The following is a 13,677-nucleotide window of genomic DNA, read 5'->3' on the forward strand; positions in this document are numbered from 1 at the left end:
GAATGAGAAAAGGGAACTTGGTTATCAGATAAGAAGAGCCGCAGTATCCATACCAGCTAATATAGCCGAAGGCTATGGTCGGAAGAACTCCGCCAAGGAATTCAAGCATTTTTTAAGAAATGCATTAGGATCCAGTAACGAAATGATAGTTCTTCTAAAGCTGAGCAAAGATTTAGGATACATGCAAGATGGAAAAATCATAGAAGATTATGATGTACTAGGAAAACAACTCTTCAGACTGATAGAAAAGTGGGAATAAACTCCCACCTCCAACCTCCCACCTCTCACTTCTCAATCGGTAGGGGAGCATTCCTAATGGGCAGAAGCTGTACCGAAAGGAGCAGTGGACTGTTAGGAAGAGAGAATGCTGGCATGAGTAAGCGAGAAGGCAGGTGAGAATCCTGCCCGCCGTAAACCTGAGGTTTCCTGGGGAAGGCTCGTCCGCCCAGGGTAAGCCGGGACCTAAGCCGAGGCCGCAAGGCGTAGGCGATGGACAACTGGTTGAGAATCCAGTGCCACCTGAAGCCGCTATAAGCGATGGGGTGACGCAGGAGGATAGGTGAAGCGCACGGATGGAAGAGTGCGTCCAAGCACGTAGGGTAATGGGCAGGCAAATCCGCCCATTGAAAAGCCTGAGGTGTGATGGGGAGTGAAATATAGTAGCGAAGTCACTGAGTCCAAACTGCCAAGAAAAGCCTCTAGCAAGGTAACAGGTGCCCGTACCGAAAACCGACACAGGTAGGTGAGGAGAGAATCCTAAGGCGCGCGAGAGAACCCTCGTTAAGGAACTCGGCAAAATGACCCCGTAACTTAGGGAGAAGGGGTGCTCTATTAGCGTGAGTATGTTTAACATATATGAGCGTGAGAGAGCCGCAGTGATCAGGCCCAGGCGACTGTTTAACAAAAACACAGGTCTCTGCCAAATCGAAAGATGAAGTATAGAGGCTGACGCCTGCCCGGTGCCGGAAGGTTAAGAGGAAGTGTTAGCGCAAGCAAAGCACTGAGCCGAAGCCCCGGTGAACGGCGGCCGTAACTATAACGGTCCTAAGGTAGCGAAATTCCTTGTCTGGTAAGTTCAGACCCGCACGAAAGGCGTAACGATCTGGGCACTGTCTCGACGAGGGGCTCGGTGAAATTGTAATACCGGTGAAGATGCCGGTTACCTGCGATAGGACAGAAAGACCCCGTGGAGCTTTACTGCAGCTTGATATTGAATTTTGGTAGTTGATGTACAGGATAGGTGGGAGACTAAGAAGTGAGGTCGCCAGGTCTCATGGAGTCAACGGTGGGATACCACTCTTTAATTGCTGGGATTCTAACCTGGGCCCGTAATCCGGGTCAGGGACAGTGTCTGGCGGGCAGTTTGACTGGGGCGGTCGCCTCCCAAAGAGTAACGGAGGCGCCCGAAGGTTTCCTCAGCGCGGATGGAAATCGCGCGAAGAGTGTAAAGGCATAAGGGAGCTTGACTGTGAGAGAGACATCTCGAGCAGGGACGAAAGTCGGGCTTAGTGATCCGGCGGTACCGAGTGGAAGGGCCGTCGCTCATCGGATAAAAGCTACCCCGGGGATAACAGGCTTATCTCCCCCAAGAGTTCACATCGACGGGGAGGTTTGGCACCTCGATGTCGGCTCATCACATCCTGGGGCTGGAGAAGGTCCCAAGGGTTGGGCTGTTCGCCCATTAAAGTGGTACGTGAGCTGGGTTCAGAACGTCGTGAGACAGTTCGGTCCCTATCCATCGCAGGCGCAGGAGAATTGAGAGGATCTGTCCCTAGTACGAGAGGACCGGGATGGACAGACCGCTGGTGTACCAGTTGTCTCGCCAGAGGCATCGCTGGGTAGCTATGTCTGGGACGGATAAGCGCTGAAAGCATCTAAGCGCGAAGCCAACCTCAAGATGAGTTCTCCCACTCCGAGAGGAGGTAAGATCCCATCAAGAACAGGTGGTTGATAGGCCGGGTGTGTAAGTGTAGTGATGCATTAAGCTGACCGGTACTAATAGATCGAGGTCTTGACCTTAAAAACTTTCTTTCCCCTGCAGTTTCCAAAGAATTTCATAAAGCAATAAAATTTCCTGGTGACAATGGCGGAGAGGCCACACCCGTTCCCATCCCGAACACGGCAGTTAAGCTCTCCAGCGCCGATGGTACTGCGGTTAAGCCGTGGAAGAGTAGGTCGTTGCCAGGAATTAATTATTTTCTGGAGAAGAACATAAAAAGCAAGCAAAATTACAACATTCTGTTTTGTTCCGGGTGTGCCCCACCCGTTCCCATAGTCGTCAGTCAGCCCTGCGGGCTTCTATTTGTCGACACTAGGCGAGACATCGTCGCCGTCGCCGAACACGGCAGTTAAGCTCTCCCGCGCCGATGGTACTGCGGTTAAGCCGTGGAAGAGTAGGTCGTTGCCAGGAATTAATTATTTTCTGGAGAAGAACATAAAAAGCAAGCAAAATTACAACATTCTGTTTTGTTCCGGGTGTGCCCCACCCGTTCCCATAGTCGTCAGTCAGCCCTGCGGGCTTCTATTTGTCGACACTAGGCGAGACATCGTCGCCGTCGCCGAACACGGCAGTTAAGCTCTCCAGCGCCGATGGTACTGCGGTTAAGCCGTGGAAGAGTAGGTCGTTGCCAGGATTTCTGGAGTATAGGGAAAAACCTTAACCCCTCCCCCGCACGTCCTTATGAAGGAAGCAAAAAGAACATCCCCTTGCTTCCCGGTGTTAACACTTTGGCTAAGATATTCATACTTTATAATAGAATTTAAAGAGAAGGCGGTATTTTATGCTAACCCAAAATGCTTTTGCCCCATTGGAAGAAAAAAAGGGGATTCTTCTTCCTCGGTGCTGTATATGCAATGAGGTGCCTGTCGAAGGAATCTGCGGAGGAATGAAAATAAGGCGCAATTTTCTCTGCCAAAAATGTGAAGAGGCCATTGTTAAGCTTACGGCTGAAACTGCCGATTATAATGAAATATTGAGCAGGATAAAAGCCCTTTTTAGATAGGCAGTAATAATAAAGCTGTTTGGTGTAGCACCGGCCTTTGGTGTAGAATGAGGGAGTGAATGTGGGGAGGAAAAATAAGTCAAAGAATGTCCCCAAACTCACTCAGGAGGTTTGGAATTTTGCAGCATAAGGCAACACCTATATATTCGGCACTAAAAAGCTATATGGCAGAAAACAATCTGCGCCTGCACATGCCTGGGCATAGTGGGGGGAAAGGCTTCAAAGTTGAAGAGCTAAGAGCGGTGGCGGCCATGGATCTCAGCGAGGTTCCGGGTTTGGATGACCTGCATTTACCTACGCAGGCAATAAAAAGCGCCCGCTCGCTCCTGGCTGATGCCTTTGGCGCCGGACAAAGCCTTTTTCTGGTCAATGGGGCAACTTCAGGGATACACGCTTTGTTTTTAAGTCTCTTACCCGAGGGTACAAAAGTAATAGTACCGCGCAATGCCCATCGTTCTTTTTACGGGGGAATGGTGCTGTCGGGGGCCTTGCCCGTCTACCTGCCTTGCCGCCTGGCTCCCGGATTAGGAGTAGCTCTGGCTAACCGCAGTGAAGATATCTATCATCTCCTAAAGCAAAATCCCGAGGTTAAAGGGGTTTTTCTTTGCAGTCCCAGCTATTATGGGACATGCTCTGAGTTAGACCAGATATCTTTGCTATTAAGGGAAAAGAACAAGCTGCTACTGGTGGATGAAGCCCATGGGGGGCATTTTCCTTTTCACTCTGCTTATCCTCGCCCCGCACTGCAAAGTGGTGCTGATGCAGTTGTTAATGGTTTGCACAAGACTTTACCGGTGTTAAACCAGGGAGCCTGCCTTCACCTGGCAGCAGGATTTGTTGAATGGGAGCAGGTGTTGGCGACCTGGAGTCTATTAACTACCACCAGTCCCTCTTATCCTATCTTGGCCTCCATAGACCTGGCTCGGCAGCTCATGGTGGAGGAGGGTTATTCTTTACTGGAGCGGGCCGCTTGCCTTTCTCAAAACTACAAAAGCAGGATAAATCAGATTAAAGGTTTACATTGTTTTGAGGAAGAAGAATTAAAAGCCCTGCCTGGTATTTCAGGAGTAGATCCCCTCAAGGTATTGATATCTACGCAGGGGTTAATTATCGATGGTCTGGCTTTAGCTAAATTACTCCGGCAGAAGTACCGGATTCAGGTGGAGCTTGCTGCTCCGGAAATCATTCTGGCCATAATGTCTATTTTTCATGAAGGCGATGATTGGGAAAGATTGTACCGGGCTTTGGAAGAACTGGCCAGGGACTATAGGGCGAGGGCTCCCGTATCTTTAGTAGAAGGGGAAATTCCCCCCCTGCCCTGCTTAATTCTGGCTCCCCGGGAGGCTTATATGGCGACGAAAATATCCCTGCCACTGGATGAATGCCGGGGAGCTATCGCGGGAGAGATAATAGCAGCTTATCCTCCGGGGATTCCCTGTTTATTGCCCGGTGAGCTGATAGATGACACTATGCTCGACTACCTGCGTTACTTGAAAAAATCTGGACTAAGGCTACAAGGTCCACAGGACCCAGCCTTGAATTATGTTAAAATAATAGAGTAGAGCCAGGGATTATATTGCCAGGCTCTTAAGTTGAGAGTGAAAAAGGAATGGAGAGAAATGGAGAACAAGGGACTCTTTATCAGCCTGGAAGGTATTGATGGTTGCGGCAAGACCAGTGTTAAAGAAGGATTGCTGCAGTATTTTAGCAAATTCCCCGTTCTAAGTATACGAGAGCCGGGGGGAACGCTAATTTCGGAAAAAATCAGGGAAATTCTTTTGGATGAAAAAAACCAAGAAATAACAGCCAGGACGGAAGCTTTTCTTTATGCGGCAGCGCGCAGTCAACTGGTGGAAGAGCTTATTCGCCCCGCCCTCTTGCAGGGAAAAATAGTTCTGGCTGATCGCTACCTGGATTCAACTATTGCCTATCAGGGATATGGAAGAGGTTTGGACCTGGGATTTCTAACGACTTTAAACCAGCTCTGTACCAGTGGTTTGAAGCCCCATCTAACCTTGTTGCTGGATATTGACCCGGCTGAGGGGCAGAGGAGAAAGAAAAAGGATATTCCAGACCGTCTGGAGAAAGAAGGGATAGAGTTCCAAAGCCGGGTACGCGAGGGATATTTAAAAATAGCCCGGCAAGAATCGGAGCGTATCAAGCTCCTGGATGCGGGGAAGGATTTTAAAGAGGTTCTGCAGGAAGCTATTGAGTACATAGAAGATATTTGGCCCGCAAGGGGCCGGGCTTAAACGGAAGTCGGAAGACGGAGGGCGGAAGTCGGAAGACTGAATGGTAGTCAGACATTGGGGATTGAAGGGGGTTAGCCGTCCCTGGGGCGGGCTGCTGAGTCAAAGTAGCCGTCCCCTTGACTCAGTGTAAAGGAGTAGGGCTAATGAAAATCGAGCGGGGGAAAAAAGAATTAAGAGGTTTTTCTCTATTGGGGAAAGCCGATTCCCGAGAAATAAGACGAGGAAACGCCAGTAGTTTCGAGCAGGAGCTTAGTCAAAAGAGGGAAGCTGAAAGCCAGCTGCGGATGCAAGAGATTCTCAAGAAGCTGGATAAGCTGGGGGAGCAGCTGAAGCATAAAGTAAATCTCAACGATCTCATGTTATATAAAAAACTGATAAGAAATTTTTTGCAGGAAGCCACCGCTAAAGCCTATTTGCTCCAAAAGGAACGTGGGCGTAACCGCCGGGGTCGAACCGTGCTAACTACCATTTCTATCGTTGATCAGGAAGTAGAACAGCTCATTAATGACTTTATCGGTAAGAAGAAGGAAGCGGTGGATATTCTTACTACCCTGGATAAGATAAGAGGTATGCTGGTGGATTTGATGATATAGCTCAAGCAAGAGGTGCAGTTATGGATATTTTCTCTTCAATAGTGGGACAGGAACGGGCGAGCAGTCTGCTACAAAAAAGTCTGGAGACGGGCACAATAAGCCATGCCTATCTTTTTTTGGGTCCGGCGGGAGTGGGGAAAATGTCTTGTGCCCGGGCCTTTGCCCAGGCTATTATTGGCCGGGATGATAATGACGCCATGGTTTTTTTCCGGGAAAAGATACACCCGGATTTATTAATCCTGGAAAAGGAAGAAGGGCGAAGTGTAATAAGTAAAGAACAAATCTCACAGAAACTTGAGCCCTGGCTCGGATTGAAGCCTTACCGGGCTTCCCAACGAGTAGCCATTATTCGGGACAGTCAGCTTATGAGTAATGAAGCAGCCAATGCCTTACTTAAAAACCTGGAGGAACCACCGGAATACGCCGTGATTATCCTGATTGCCGATGACCAAAATATCTTGGAAACCATAGTATCACGCTGTCAGCTTGTTCGCTTTAATTCCCTGGCAGATAAAGATATCGAGCAAATCCTGCGTAATCGCGAAGTGGAGCCATTAAAGGCTGCTCAGGCTGCCAGCCTGGGACAAGGTAGTGTGGCTACTGCTATACGCTTTGCCCAGGAAAAGGATTATGAAAAGATATGGGAGACAAGCCGGAATATAATTACAGATCTGAGTGGGGAAGAAATAGTCGAAGTATATAAGTCGGCGGAAAGGATGGAACTGGCCCCGGAATTAATCGTAAACCTCTTGATAAGCCTGTTGCGTGATATTAATATTTACCAGCAAACCCGTAAAGAGGAACTGCTGGTTTTGCCCGGTAGTTCTGAGCTGGCCAACTCCATAAGGCAAGTGCAGCCTCAGCATCTTACAGCCGCCCTTGATAAGATAATGAACTTGAAAAATTATTATCGTAGCAATGTAAATTCACTAATTATCAATGTTAATATCAGCTATGAAATTTGGCAAGCCTTTAACTCTTAATTTTATATCATGGGGATGATATATCATGGGGAAGGTTGTTCTGATATATATACTATAATAAGTGTTAATACGAAAAGTGAAGGGTGAGGGGGGTTAAGTTTTTCTCTACTACATCTTACTATTCTAGCCCCTACTAACTCACTTTTCATCGGTGGTTGTGGCCCTTGGAGCATGGGGGGTTAGTACGTGTCAACATTTTAAGATTTAGCAAGCCTTTAACTCTTAATATATTAAAATCGAGGGGGTAGTTTTTATTGGTTTGGGTGGTAGGCGTCCGCTTTAAACCAGCGGGTAAAATATACCATTTTGCTTGTGAAGGCCATGATTTGGAAGAAGGAGACCCGGTAATTGTTGAAACTGTACGGGGTGTGGAGTATGGTATTGTAGCCGTGGGAAAACGAGATCTGGATGGAGAAAAGCTTATACAACCTTTAAGAAATGTAATCCGTAAAGCTAAACCTGAGGACAGCAAAACCTGGGAAAAGAATCAGCAAAAGGGCAGGGAGGCTTTGGATATATGTAAGCAAAAAATCAAAGAACACCAGCTGCCTATGCGCTTAATCGATGTTGAATACACCTTTGACCTGGGTAAGATAATTTTTTATTTTACCGCTGAAGGGCGGGTGGATTTTCGTGAACTGGTGAAAGACCTGGCCGCTATATTCAAGACCCGGATTGAACTGAGGCAAATCGGAGTAAGAGACGAAGCCAAGATGCTGGGAGGGATTGGTGCCTGTGGCAGGATACTTTGCTGTAAGTCCTTTTTAGGGGAATTCCAACCCGTTTCCATACGCATGGCCAAAGAACAGAATTTGTCACTTAATCCCACCAAGATTTCAGGAATATGCGGGCGTTTAATGTGTTGCTTGAAATATGAATCAGAGCTCTATGATACCGCAACAAATGGGGAGAACCAGCATGGAAAAAACAGTTCAAGAGCTAAAAATAATAATTCGGGAACTGATTCTTGAGGTGGGACAACTGAAAGAGCGGGTTACTTACCTGGAAAGGGACTCGAGCTTAGGGCAGCCGCCACAATTACCAGAGCCGCCTTCCTGGCCGGATATCGAAGTAGAAAGCTATGAAAACCTGGGAAAAGTATATAAAGAAGGATATCATATTTGTCCGGCTGCTTTTGGGCAAAGCCGTAACGAGGAATGTCTTTTTTGTTTGGCGTTCATGGAGAAGGAGTGAACCGTGGACAAGGTAAATATGATGCCGGACGACCAGGAGGAAAGCCTGGATGATCTCGTTTTGGGCGGTATGAAACTATTTCAATCCCGGGAAGGCTACCGTTTTTCCCTGGATGCAATACTTCTGGCCCATTTTCCTGTACTGGACGGAATAAAGCAGGCGGTGGATCTGGGCACCGGAAACGGAGTTATTGCTCTGTTGCTGGCTTACCGTGCTCCCTCTTTGCGAGTGACCGGTATCGAAATACAGGAAAGCATGATCAAAAGAGCCAGGAAGAATATTGCCTTCAACCATCTAGAGGAAAGGATTGACCTGATTCAGGCTGATATCAAGAACATAAAGGAATACTTACCTCCTCAGGGGGCAGAACTGGTCGTTTCCAACCCACCCTTCTGGAAAAAGGGAGAAGGGAAATTGAGCCTAAATCCAGAGAAAGCCGTTGCCCGCCATGAATTGGAAGTGGAGCTCGCCGATCTTGTTCGAGCTGCTGCTTATATACTGCTTCCCAGGGGGTGCTTCTGTCTTATACAGAGAGCGGAGAGACTACAGGAAATAGCCCGGCTTTTTTCCGCCAATGGACTGGTATTGCGGAGAATAAGACCGGTTTATCCGTTGCCGGAACGAGAGGCTAGAATGATACTCTTGGAAGGCCAAAAGGGAGGAGCAGGGGGCTTGACCATCCTGCCTCCGCTTTTCGTTTACGAGAATCCCGGGGTTTACAGCGCCGAACTGCAAAAATTGTACGGCTTTTCAAAGTAAGGATGATAAATTGAAAACAGGTAAATTATACATCTGCGGAACGCCCATAGGAAATCTGGATGATGTCAGTATCAGGCTGTTAAAAACATTGCGCAAGGTAGACCTTATTGCCTGTGAAGACACCCGCATGACCATTAAGCTGCTAAACCGCTTCAAGATAAAAACCCGCATGATTAGCTACCATGAACATAGCAAACGGGAAAAGGAAGACTATCTGATAGCCCAGTTGCTGCAAGGCCAAAACATAGCCCTGGTTTCCGATGCCGGTATGCCAACTATTTCCGATCCGGGGGAAGAACTAATAAGACGGGCTTTACAAACAGGTATTCCGCTGGAGGTAATACCAGGACCATCAGCCCTTACTGCGGCATTGGCTCTATCCGGTATGGATACTTCAGCTTTTACTTTCGCAGGCTTTTTACCCCATCGTCGTTCACGCCGAAGGGGAGAACTGGAGCAATTGCAAAGCGAGCAAAAGACGATTATTTTATATGAAGCGCCTCATCGTTTACGGGAATGCCTGCTTGATATTGTAGAAATAATGGGAGCAGAGAGGAAGCTGGCCATAGCTCGGGAACTAACAAAAAAACATGAAGAAATAAGACGAGGAACGGCAGGAGAGTTGCTGCATCATTTTAGCGCCTCTCCCCCGCGAGGCGAAATATGCCTTTTGATAGCCCCTGCTGAAGATAAAGCCGCCGAAACAAACTGGGAGCTCATTATAGCAGAGACAGAAGAATTAATAAACTTGGGGATGGATAAAAAAGAAGCCTTCAAGATAAAGGCAAAAAATTACGGTATAAAAAAGAATGAGCTATACAAATATTTTGTCGAAAAAAAACGACCCGGCATTCAGGATTGAAAACTATCGCTGAAGGAAGTCGAATAGTTTTCAATCCTGAATGCCGGGCGGGTGTTGCATCTATACTTTGCCAACAATCGCGCGTAATATTTATGCAACAAAAGCTTTTTGTAATAGTAAATTAATATGTAGAACTAGATTACCTGCTTGCTGAGCTCAGTAAGGCAGCTTTTGCATAAGTTTTTCCCTTTGTAGTTGACCACTTCTTCTGCATTACCACAGAAGATACATGCAGGTTCATACTTCTTGAGGATTATCTTTTCACTGTCAACATAGATTTCCAGTGCGTCCTTTTCCTCTATCCCCATAGTTCGACGTAATTCAATCGGAATTACAATGCGACCCAACTCGTCCACCTTACGGACAACGCCAGTTGATTTTAGCATATATACAACCCTCCTCCCAAAAACTTCTTCAACAAGAGTGTACCAGAGATGGCAGAATTAGTCAAGATAATTATGACAATTTTGGGCAAAAAATTTACAGTTATCTCAAGAGTATAGGTATTTATGTATTTTTTTGGCCTAGATAAAAGTCAAAGAAAACCACAAATTAGGGAAAAATCCATATTAGCAAAAAACAACATAACGAGGTGAAATATCTTCCCCGCTTCTTTAAGAGGTCGGGTTCCTATTAAAAAAATAGGCGGCGGGTTCTAATGCCCCGCTTCGTTGCAGCGCAGTGTTGAAACTGCTTTGCAGTTTCTTCCGATGCTAAAAACCAGCCGGAACTATTCTGCTTTAATTTTGCTCTTAAGGAAAACATCATTATGGTTTATAATCCCCTTGACAGGCTAGGGATAGGGGAGCAATTTTGTGGTAAACTATAGCTAATCATTGTTTTGGGAGGAAAGAAAGTGCAGAGAAAGAAAAGTTATTACATCACCACTCCTATTTATTACCCCAGCGATAATTTACATATTGGGCATGCCTATACCACCGTGGCCGCTGATTGCATGGCCCGTTTCAAACGAATGCAGGGTTATGATGTTTTTTACTTGACCGGTACCGATGAACACGGGCAAAAGATCGAAAAAGCGGCCCGGGAGAAAGGTATGGAACCCATCAAGTATGTGGATGGTATCGTAGAAAGCATCCGCCAGCTCTGGGAAACCATGCTGATTACCCATACAGATTTTATACGCACCACCGAAGCCCGGCATGAGCAGTTAGTACAAAAAATATTCAACAAGGTCTATGAACAGGGAGATATTTTTATTTCCCAGTATGAGGGCTGGTATTGCACCCCCTGTGAGACATTTTTCACGGAAAGACAGCTGGCCGAAGGGAATTGCCCTGATTGTGGCCGTGAAGTGGAGCTATTGAAGGAAGAAAGCTATTTTTTCAATATGTCTAAATATGCTGATCGCCTGCTGGAGCATATTGAAACTCACCCGGATTTTATTCAGCCCGAATCCCGGCGTAATGAAGTAGTCAACTTCATAAAAATGGGTCTGGAAGATCTGTGTGTATCTCGGACTACCTTCCAGTGGGGGGTACCGGTGCCCTTTAACCAAAAGCATGTGGTATATGTCTGGTTTGATGCTTTAATAAACTACCTGACAGCTATAGGTTATATGGATGATGAAGAAAAGTTTAAGCAGTATTGGCCAGCGGATGTACACTTGATGGCCAAAGACATAATTCGCTTTCATGCGATTATTTGGCCCATAATGTTGATGGCTTTGGATTTACCTTTGCCCAAAAAGGTCTGTGCCCATGGTTGGATAATGCTGGAGGGCGGGAAGATGTCCAAATCCAAGGGAAATGTGGTTGATCCGGTTGTTTTGGTTAAGAAATACGGAGTTGATGCGGTAAGATACTACCTGGTCAGGGAACTGAGTTTTGGCCAGGATGGCTATTATTCGGAAGAAATGCTGGTAAATCGTATAAATTCTGATCTGGCCAATGACCTGGGTAATCTTATCAGCCGTACTATAGCCATGATAGAGAGATATTTTGATGGGGTTATACCCGTTTCGGGTATAGCGGAAGCCCTTGATGAGGATTTAATAAATACGGCCCGGGAGGCGTACCGGGAAGCTACTGAAAAACTGGATAAACTGGATTTCGCCTCATATATAATGGCTACTCGCAAGCTGGTATCGCGGGCCAATAAATATATCGATGAAACTGCGCCCTGGCTTTTGGCTAAAGAGGTAGCGAAAAAAGAGCGCCTGGCCAGCGTCATGTATAACCTGGCAGAGAGCATCCGTATCGCCCTGATAATGCTGGCTCCATGCATGCCGACACTACTGTCCAGAGCCAACCGTCAAATAGAGATATTTGACCTTAATCAGAATCTTGATTGGGATGAAGCGGCGGAGTGGGGTCGTTGTAAAGCTGGCAGCAAGGTTCGCCGGGGCGAGCCCCTGTTCCCGCGGATAGATATAAAATCCCTGGAATCTGGAGAGCAACTGCCTATGGAGTCACCCGGGGAGAAAAAAGTGGAGAAGAGCCCGCCCGCTGTTACGGAATTGGTTGATATTGAGGAATTTGCCCGGATCGATCTGCGGGTAGCTGAAGTTATCGCTTGCGAAAAAATGAAGAAGGCTGATAAACTACTGGTTTTACGCTTGCGAGTGGGAGAGGAAGAACGCACAGTAGTTTCAGGTATTGCGCAATATTATTCCCCGGAGGAATTGCTGGGTAAAAAAGTGGTGCTGGTAGCCAACTTGAAGCCGGTAAAATTAAGAGGGGTATTGTCTCAGGGGATGATACTGGCCGCTGATGGAGATAAGGTGGAGGTTTTGCTGGTGGATCAGGATGTACCTTCTGGAAGCCGGGTGAAATAGATGTTAATAGACACCCATGCTCATTTGCAGGATCCCGCCTTTAACCAGGACCGGAAGGAAATTATGCAGCGGGCTAAAACAGCCGGGCTGGAGAAAATAATCTGTATCGGCTATGATTACGAGACTTCTGTGGAAGCAGTGCAGCTGGCCCGCCAGTTTCCCGAGGTTTATGCGGTGGTAGGAGTACATCCCCATGATGCTAAAACCCTGAGCACTGGGGTGTTGGCCCAACTATACGACCTGGCCCGTGACCCCCGAGTGGTGGCTATTGGAGAAACCGGACTGGATTATTACCGCAACCTTTCCTCCCCCGAAGAACAGAGGAAAGCCTTTAAAGAACAGATAAAACTGGCCCATGAGCTCTATAAACCGCTGGTTATTCATGATCGTGATGCCCACCAGGAGGTCTTGGATATTATCAAAAAGGAAAAGGCCGGGAAAAATGAAGGTATTATGCACTGCTATTCCGGTCATCTGCCTCTGGCGGTGGAACTGATGAAAGAGGGTTTTTATATCTCGTTTGCCGGTCCCCTAACTTTTAAGAATGCCAAAAAGACCCAGGAGGTAGCGGCCCGAGTATCGCTGGAGCGGATTTTAATAGAAACGGACTGTCCCTACTTAACCCCGGAACCCTTCCGGGGAAAAAGAAATGAGCCGGCATTAGTAGTACATACTGCCAGGAAACTGGCAGAATTGCGCCATAAAACCGAAGAAGAAATCGCCTATATTACCAGCCAGAATGCTCGGAGAATCTACCGTATCAAAGATTGATTCCGCTGCAAAAAGTAATAATTATGCATCAGCTTGCATAAATATTCCGCTCGCAGTCTCCGCATGGGCAACACCAACGGCTCGTCTCATGGCTCAAGGGGTACCGCGCTAATCTCCCGTCCTGGTCACAACCTTAATAGTGACACCCGCAGGGTGATAGCGCTCTCGCGACGTCCTGTCGCTCGCCCCCTTTCGCCGCAAAACTTCGCCGGGTTTTGCATCCATGCTTCGCCAACGCTCGCTTTGCATATTTATGCAACCCTATGCAGCAAAAAGGGGTTTTTGCAGTAGAGTCAAGATTGATTAGGAAGAAAAGTAAGGCTTTACCTATTTCGACAAACTCCTTTAAGGGAAAATTTCCTTTTTCAGCAATCTTTTTTCCCTTCCAAGAATAAAATGGATGTAAAGGGATAAGAATTTAAAAGAGGTTGACTGTAGCGACTACATAATAAGGCAAATCAACCATA

General features: G+C 47.0%; 12 protein-coding genes and 4 rRNA genes (1 of these 16 running past the window's edge). 15 read left to right on the forward strand and 1 reads right to left on the reverse strand.

The genetic code is table 11. The features are described from left to right. The 13 genes from SWOL_RS00250 to rsmI form a co-directional block, all read left to right on the forward strand. Positions 1-2,019, forward strand: a 23S ribosomal RNA gene (locus SWOL_RS00250) (it extends 1,512 nt beyond the left edge of the window). 54 nt (positions 2,020-2,073) lie between these two features. After that, positions 2,074-2,187, forward strand: a 5S ribosomal RNA gene (gene rrf / locus SWOL_RS00255). 114 nt (positions 2,188-2,301) lie between these two features. Beyond that, a 5S ribosomal RNA gene (gene rrf, locus SWOL_RS15180) occupies positions 2,302-2,410 on the forward strand. Positions 2,411-2,524: 114 nt separating this feature from the next. Next, positions 2,525-2,633 (forward strand): 5S ribosomal RNA (gene rrf / locus SWOL_RS15185). Positions 2,634-2,807: 174 nt separating this feature from the next. Further along, positions 2,808-3,002, forward strand: coding sequence for a sigma factor G inhibitor Gin (locus SWOL_RS00270; protein WP_207635307.1), 195 nt, complete (start codon positions 2,808-2,810; stop codon positions 3,000-3,002). Between the two features lie 119 nt (positions 3,003-3,121). Further along, entirely contained in the window at positions 3,122-4,564 is a 1,443-nt protein-coding gene (locus SWOL_RS00275) for an aminotransferase class I/II-fold pyridoxal phosphate-dependent enzyme (RefSeq protein ID WP_041427230.1), read from the forward strand. Between the two features lie 36 nt (positions 4,565-4,600). Next, entirely contained in the window at positions 4,601-5,254 is a 654-nt protein-coding gene (tmk, locus tag SWOL_RS00280; RefSeq protein WP_242649342.1) for a dTMP kinase, read from the forward strand. Positions 5,255-5,397: 143 nt separating this feature from the next. Continuing rightward, on the forward strand, positions 5,398-5,847 hold the full coding sequence (locus SWOL_RS00285; protein ID WP_011639511.1) for a YaaR family protein: 450 nt from the start codon (positions 5,398-5,400) through the stop codon (positions 5,845-5,847). A 20-nt stretch (positions 5,848-5,867) separates the two neighbouring features. Further along, positions 5,868-6,830 carry a DNA polymerase III subunit gene (locus SWOL_RS00290; protein ID WP_011639512.1) on the forward strand — a complete coding sequence of 321 codons (963 nt, stop codon included), beginning with the start codon at positions 5,868-5,870 and terminating at the stop codon, positions 6,828-6,830. 254 nt (positions 6,831-7,084) lie between these two features. Then, complete coding sequence (locus SWOL_RS00295) at positions 7,085-7,801, forward strand: PSP1 domain-containing protein (protein WP_011639513.1); 717 nt, start codon at positions 7,085-7,087, stop codon at positions 7,799-7,801. Beyond that, positions 7,749-8,024: an initiation control protein YabA gene (locus SWOL_RS15190; RefSeq protein ID WP_049750064.1), complete on the forward strand. Its 276-nt coding sequence runs from the start codon at positions 7,749-7,751 to the stop codon at positions 8,022-8,024. The genes SWOL_RS00295 and SWOL_RS15190 overlap by 53 nt, the downstream gene beginning before the upstream one ends. Positions 8,025-8,027: 3 nt before the next feature. Next, complete coding sequence (locus SWOL_RS00305) at positions 8,028-8,783, forward strand: tRNA1(Val) (adenine(37)-N6)-methyltransferase (protein WP_011639515.1); 756 nt, start codon at positions 8,028-8,030, stop codon at positions 8,781-8,783. 10 nt (positions 8,784-8,793) lie between these two features. Then, complete coding sequence (gene rsmI, locus SWOL_RS00310; protein ID WP_011639516.1) at positions 8,794-9,645, forward strand: 16S rRNA (cytidine(1402)-2'-O)-methyltransferase; 852 nt, start codon at positions 8,794-8,796, stop codon at positions 9,643-9,645. Positions 9,646-9,779: 134 nt separating this feature from the next. On the opposite strand, the gene SWOL_RS00315 is transcribed toward rsmI, so the two are convergent. Further along, positions 9,780-10,031 (reverse strand): AbrB/MazE/SpoVT family DNA-binding domain-containing protein, encoded by a 252-nt coding sequence (locus SWOL_RS00315; protein WP_011639517.1) that lies wholly within the window; start codon positions 10,029-10,031, stop codon positions 9,780-9,782. 470 nt (positions 10,032-10,501) lie between these two features. On the opposite strand from SWOL_RS00315, the gene metG reads away from it, so the two are divergent. Together metG and SWOL_RS00325 are read left to right on the forward strand one after the other, a co-directional pair. Beyond that, the gene (metG, locus tag SWOL_RS00320; RefSeq protein ID WP_011639518.1) at positions 10,502-12,439 is read left to right on the forward strand and encodes a methionine--tRNA ligase; all 1,938 of its coding nucleotides are present in this window, start codon (positions 10,502-10,504) and stop codon (positions 12,437-12,439) included. Further along, positions 12,440-13,210: a TatD family hydrolase gene (locus SWOL_RS00325; protein WP_011639519.1), complete on the forward strand. Its 771-nt coding sequence runs from the start codon at positions 12,440-12,442 to the stop codon at positions 13,208-13,210. Positions 13,211-13,677: the final 467 nt, after the last annotated feature.

This window comes from Syntrophomonas wolfei subsp. wolfei str. Goettingen G311 (genome assembly GCF_000014725.1).
In the GTDB taxonomy this organism is placed as follows: Bacteria; Bacillota; Syntrophomonadia; order Syntrophomonadales; family Syntrophomonadaceae; genus Syntrophomonas; species Syntrophomonas wolfei.

Excerpts from the sequence above, each read along its gene's own strand:
- SWOL_RS00315 (WP_011639517.1), bottom strand. The coding sequence starts at position 10,031 with ATGCTAAAATCAACTGGCGTTGTCCGTAAGGTGGACGAGTTGGGTCGC.
- SWOL_RS00325 (WP_011639519.1), top strand. The coding sequence starts at position 12,440 with ATGTTAATAGACACCCATGCTCATTTGCAGGATCCCGCCTTTAACCAG.
- SWOL_RS00290 (WP_011639512.1), top strand. The coding sequence starts at position 5,868 with ATGGATATTTTCTCTTCAATAGTGGGACAGGAACGGGCGAGCAGTCTG.
- SWOL_RS00285 (WP_011639511.1), top strand. The coding sequence starts at position 5,398 with ATGAAAATCGAGCGGGGGAAAAAAGAATTAAGAGGTTTTTCTCTATTG.
- SWOL_RS15190 (WP_049750064.1), top strand. The coding sequence starts at position 7,749 with ATGGAAAAAACAGTTCAAGAGCTAAAAATAATAATTCGGGAACTGATT.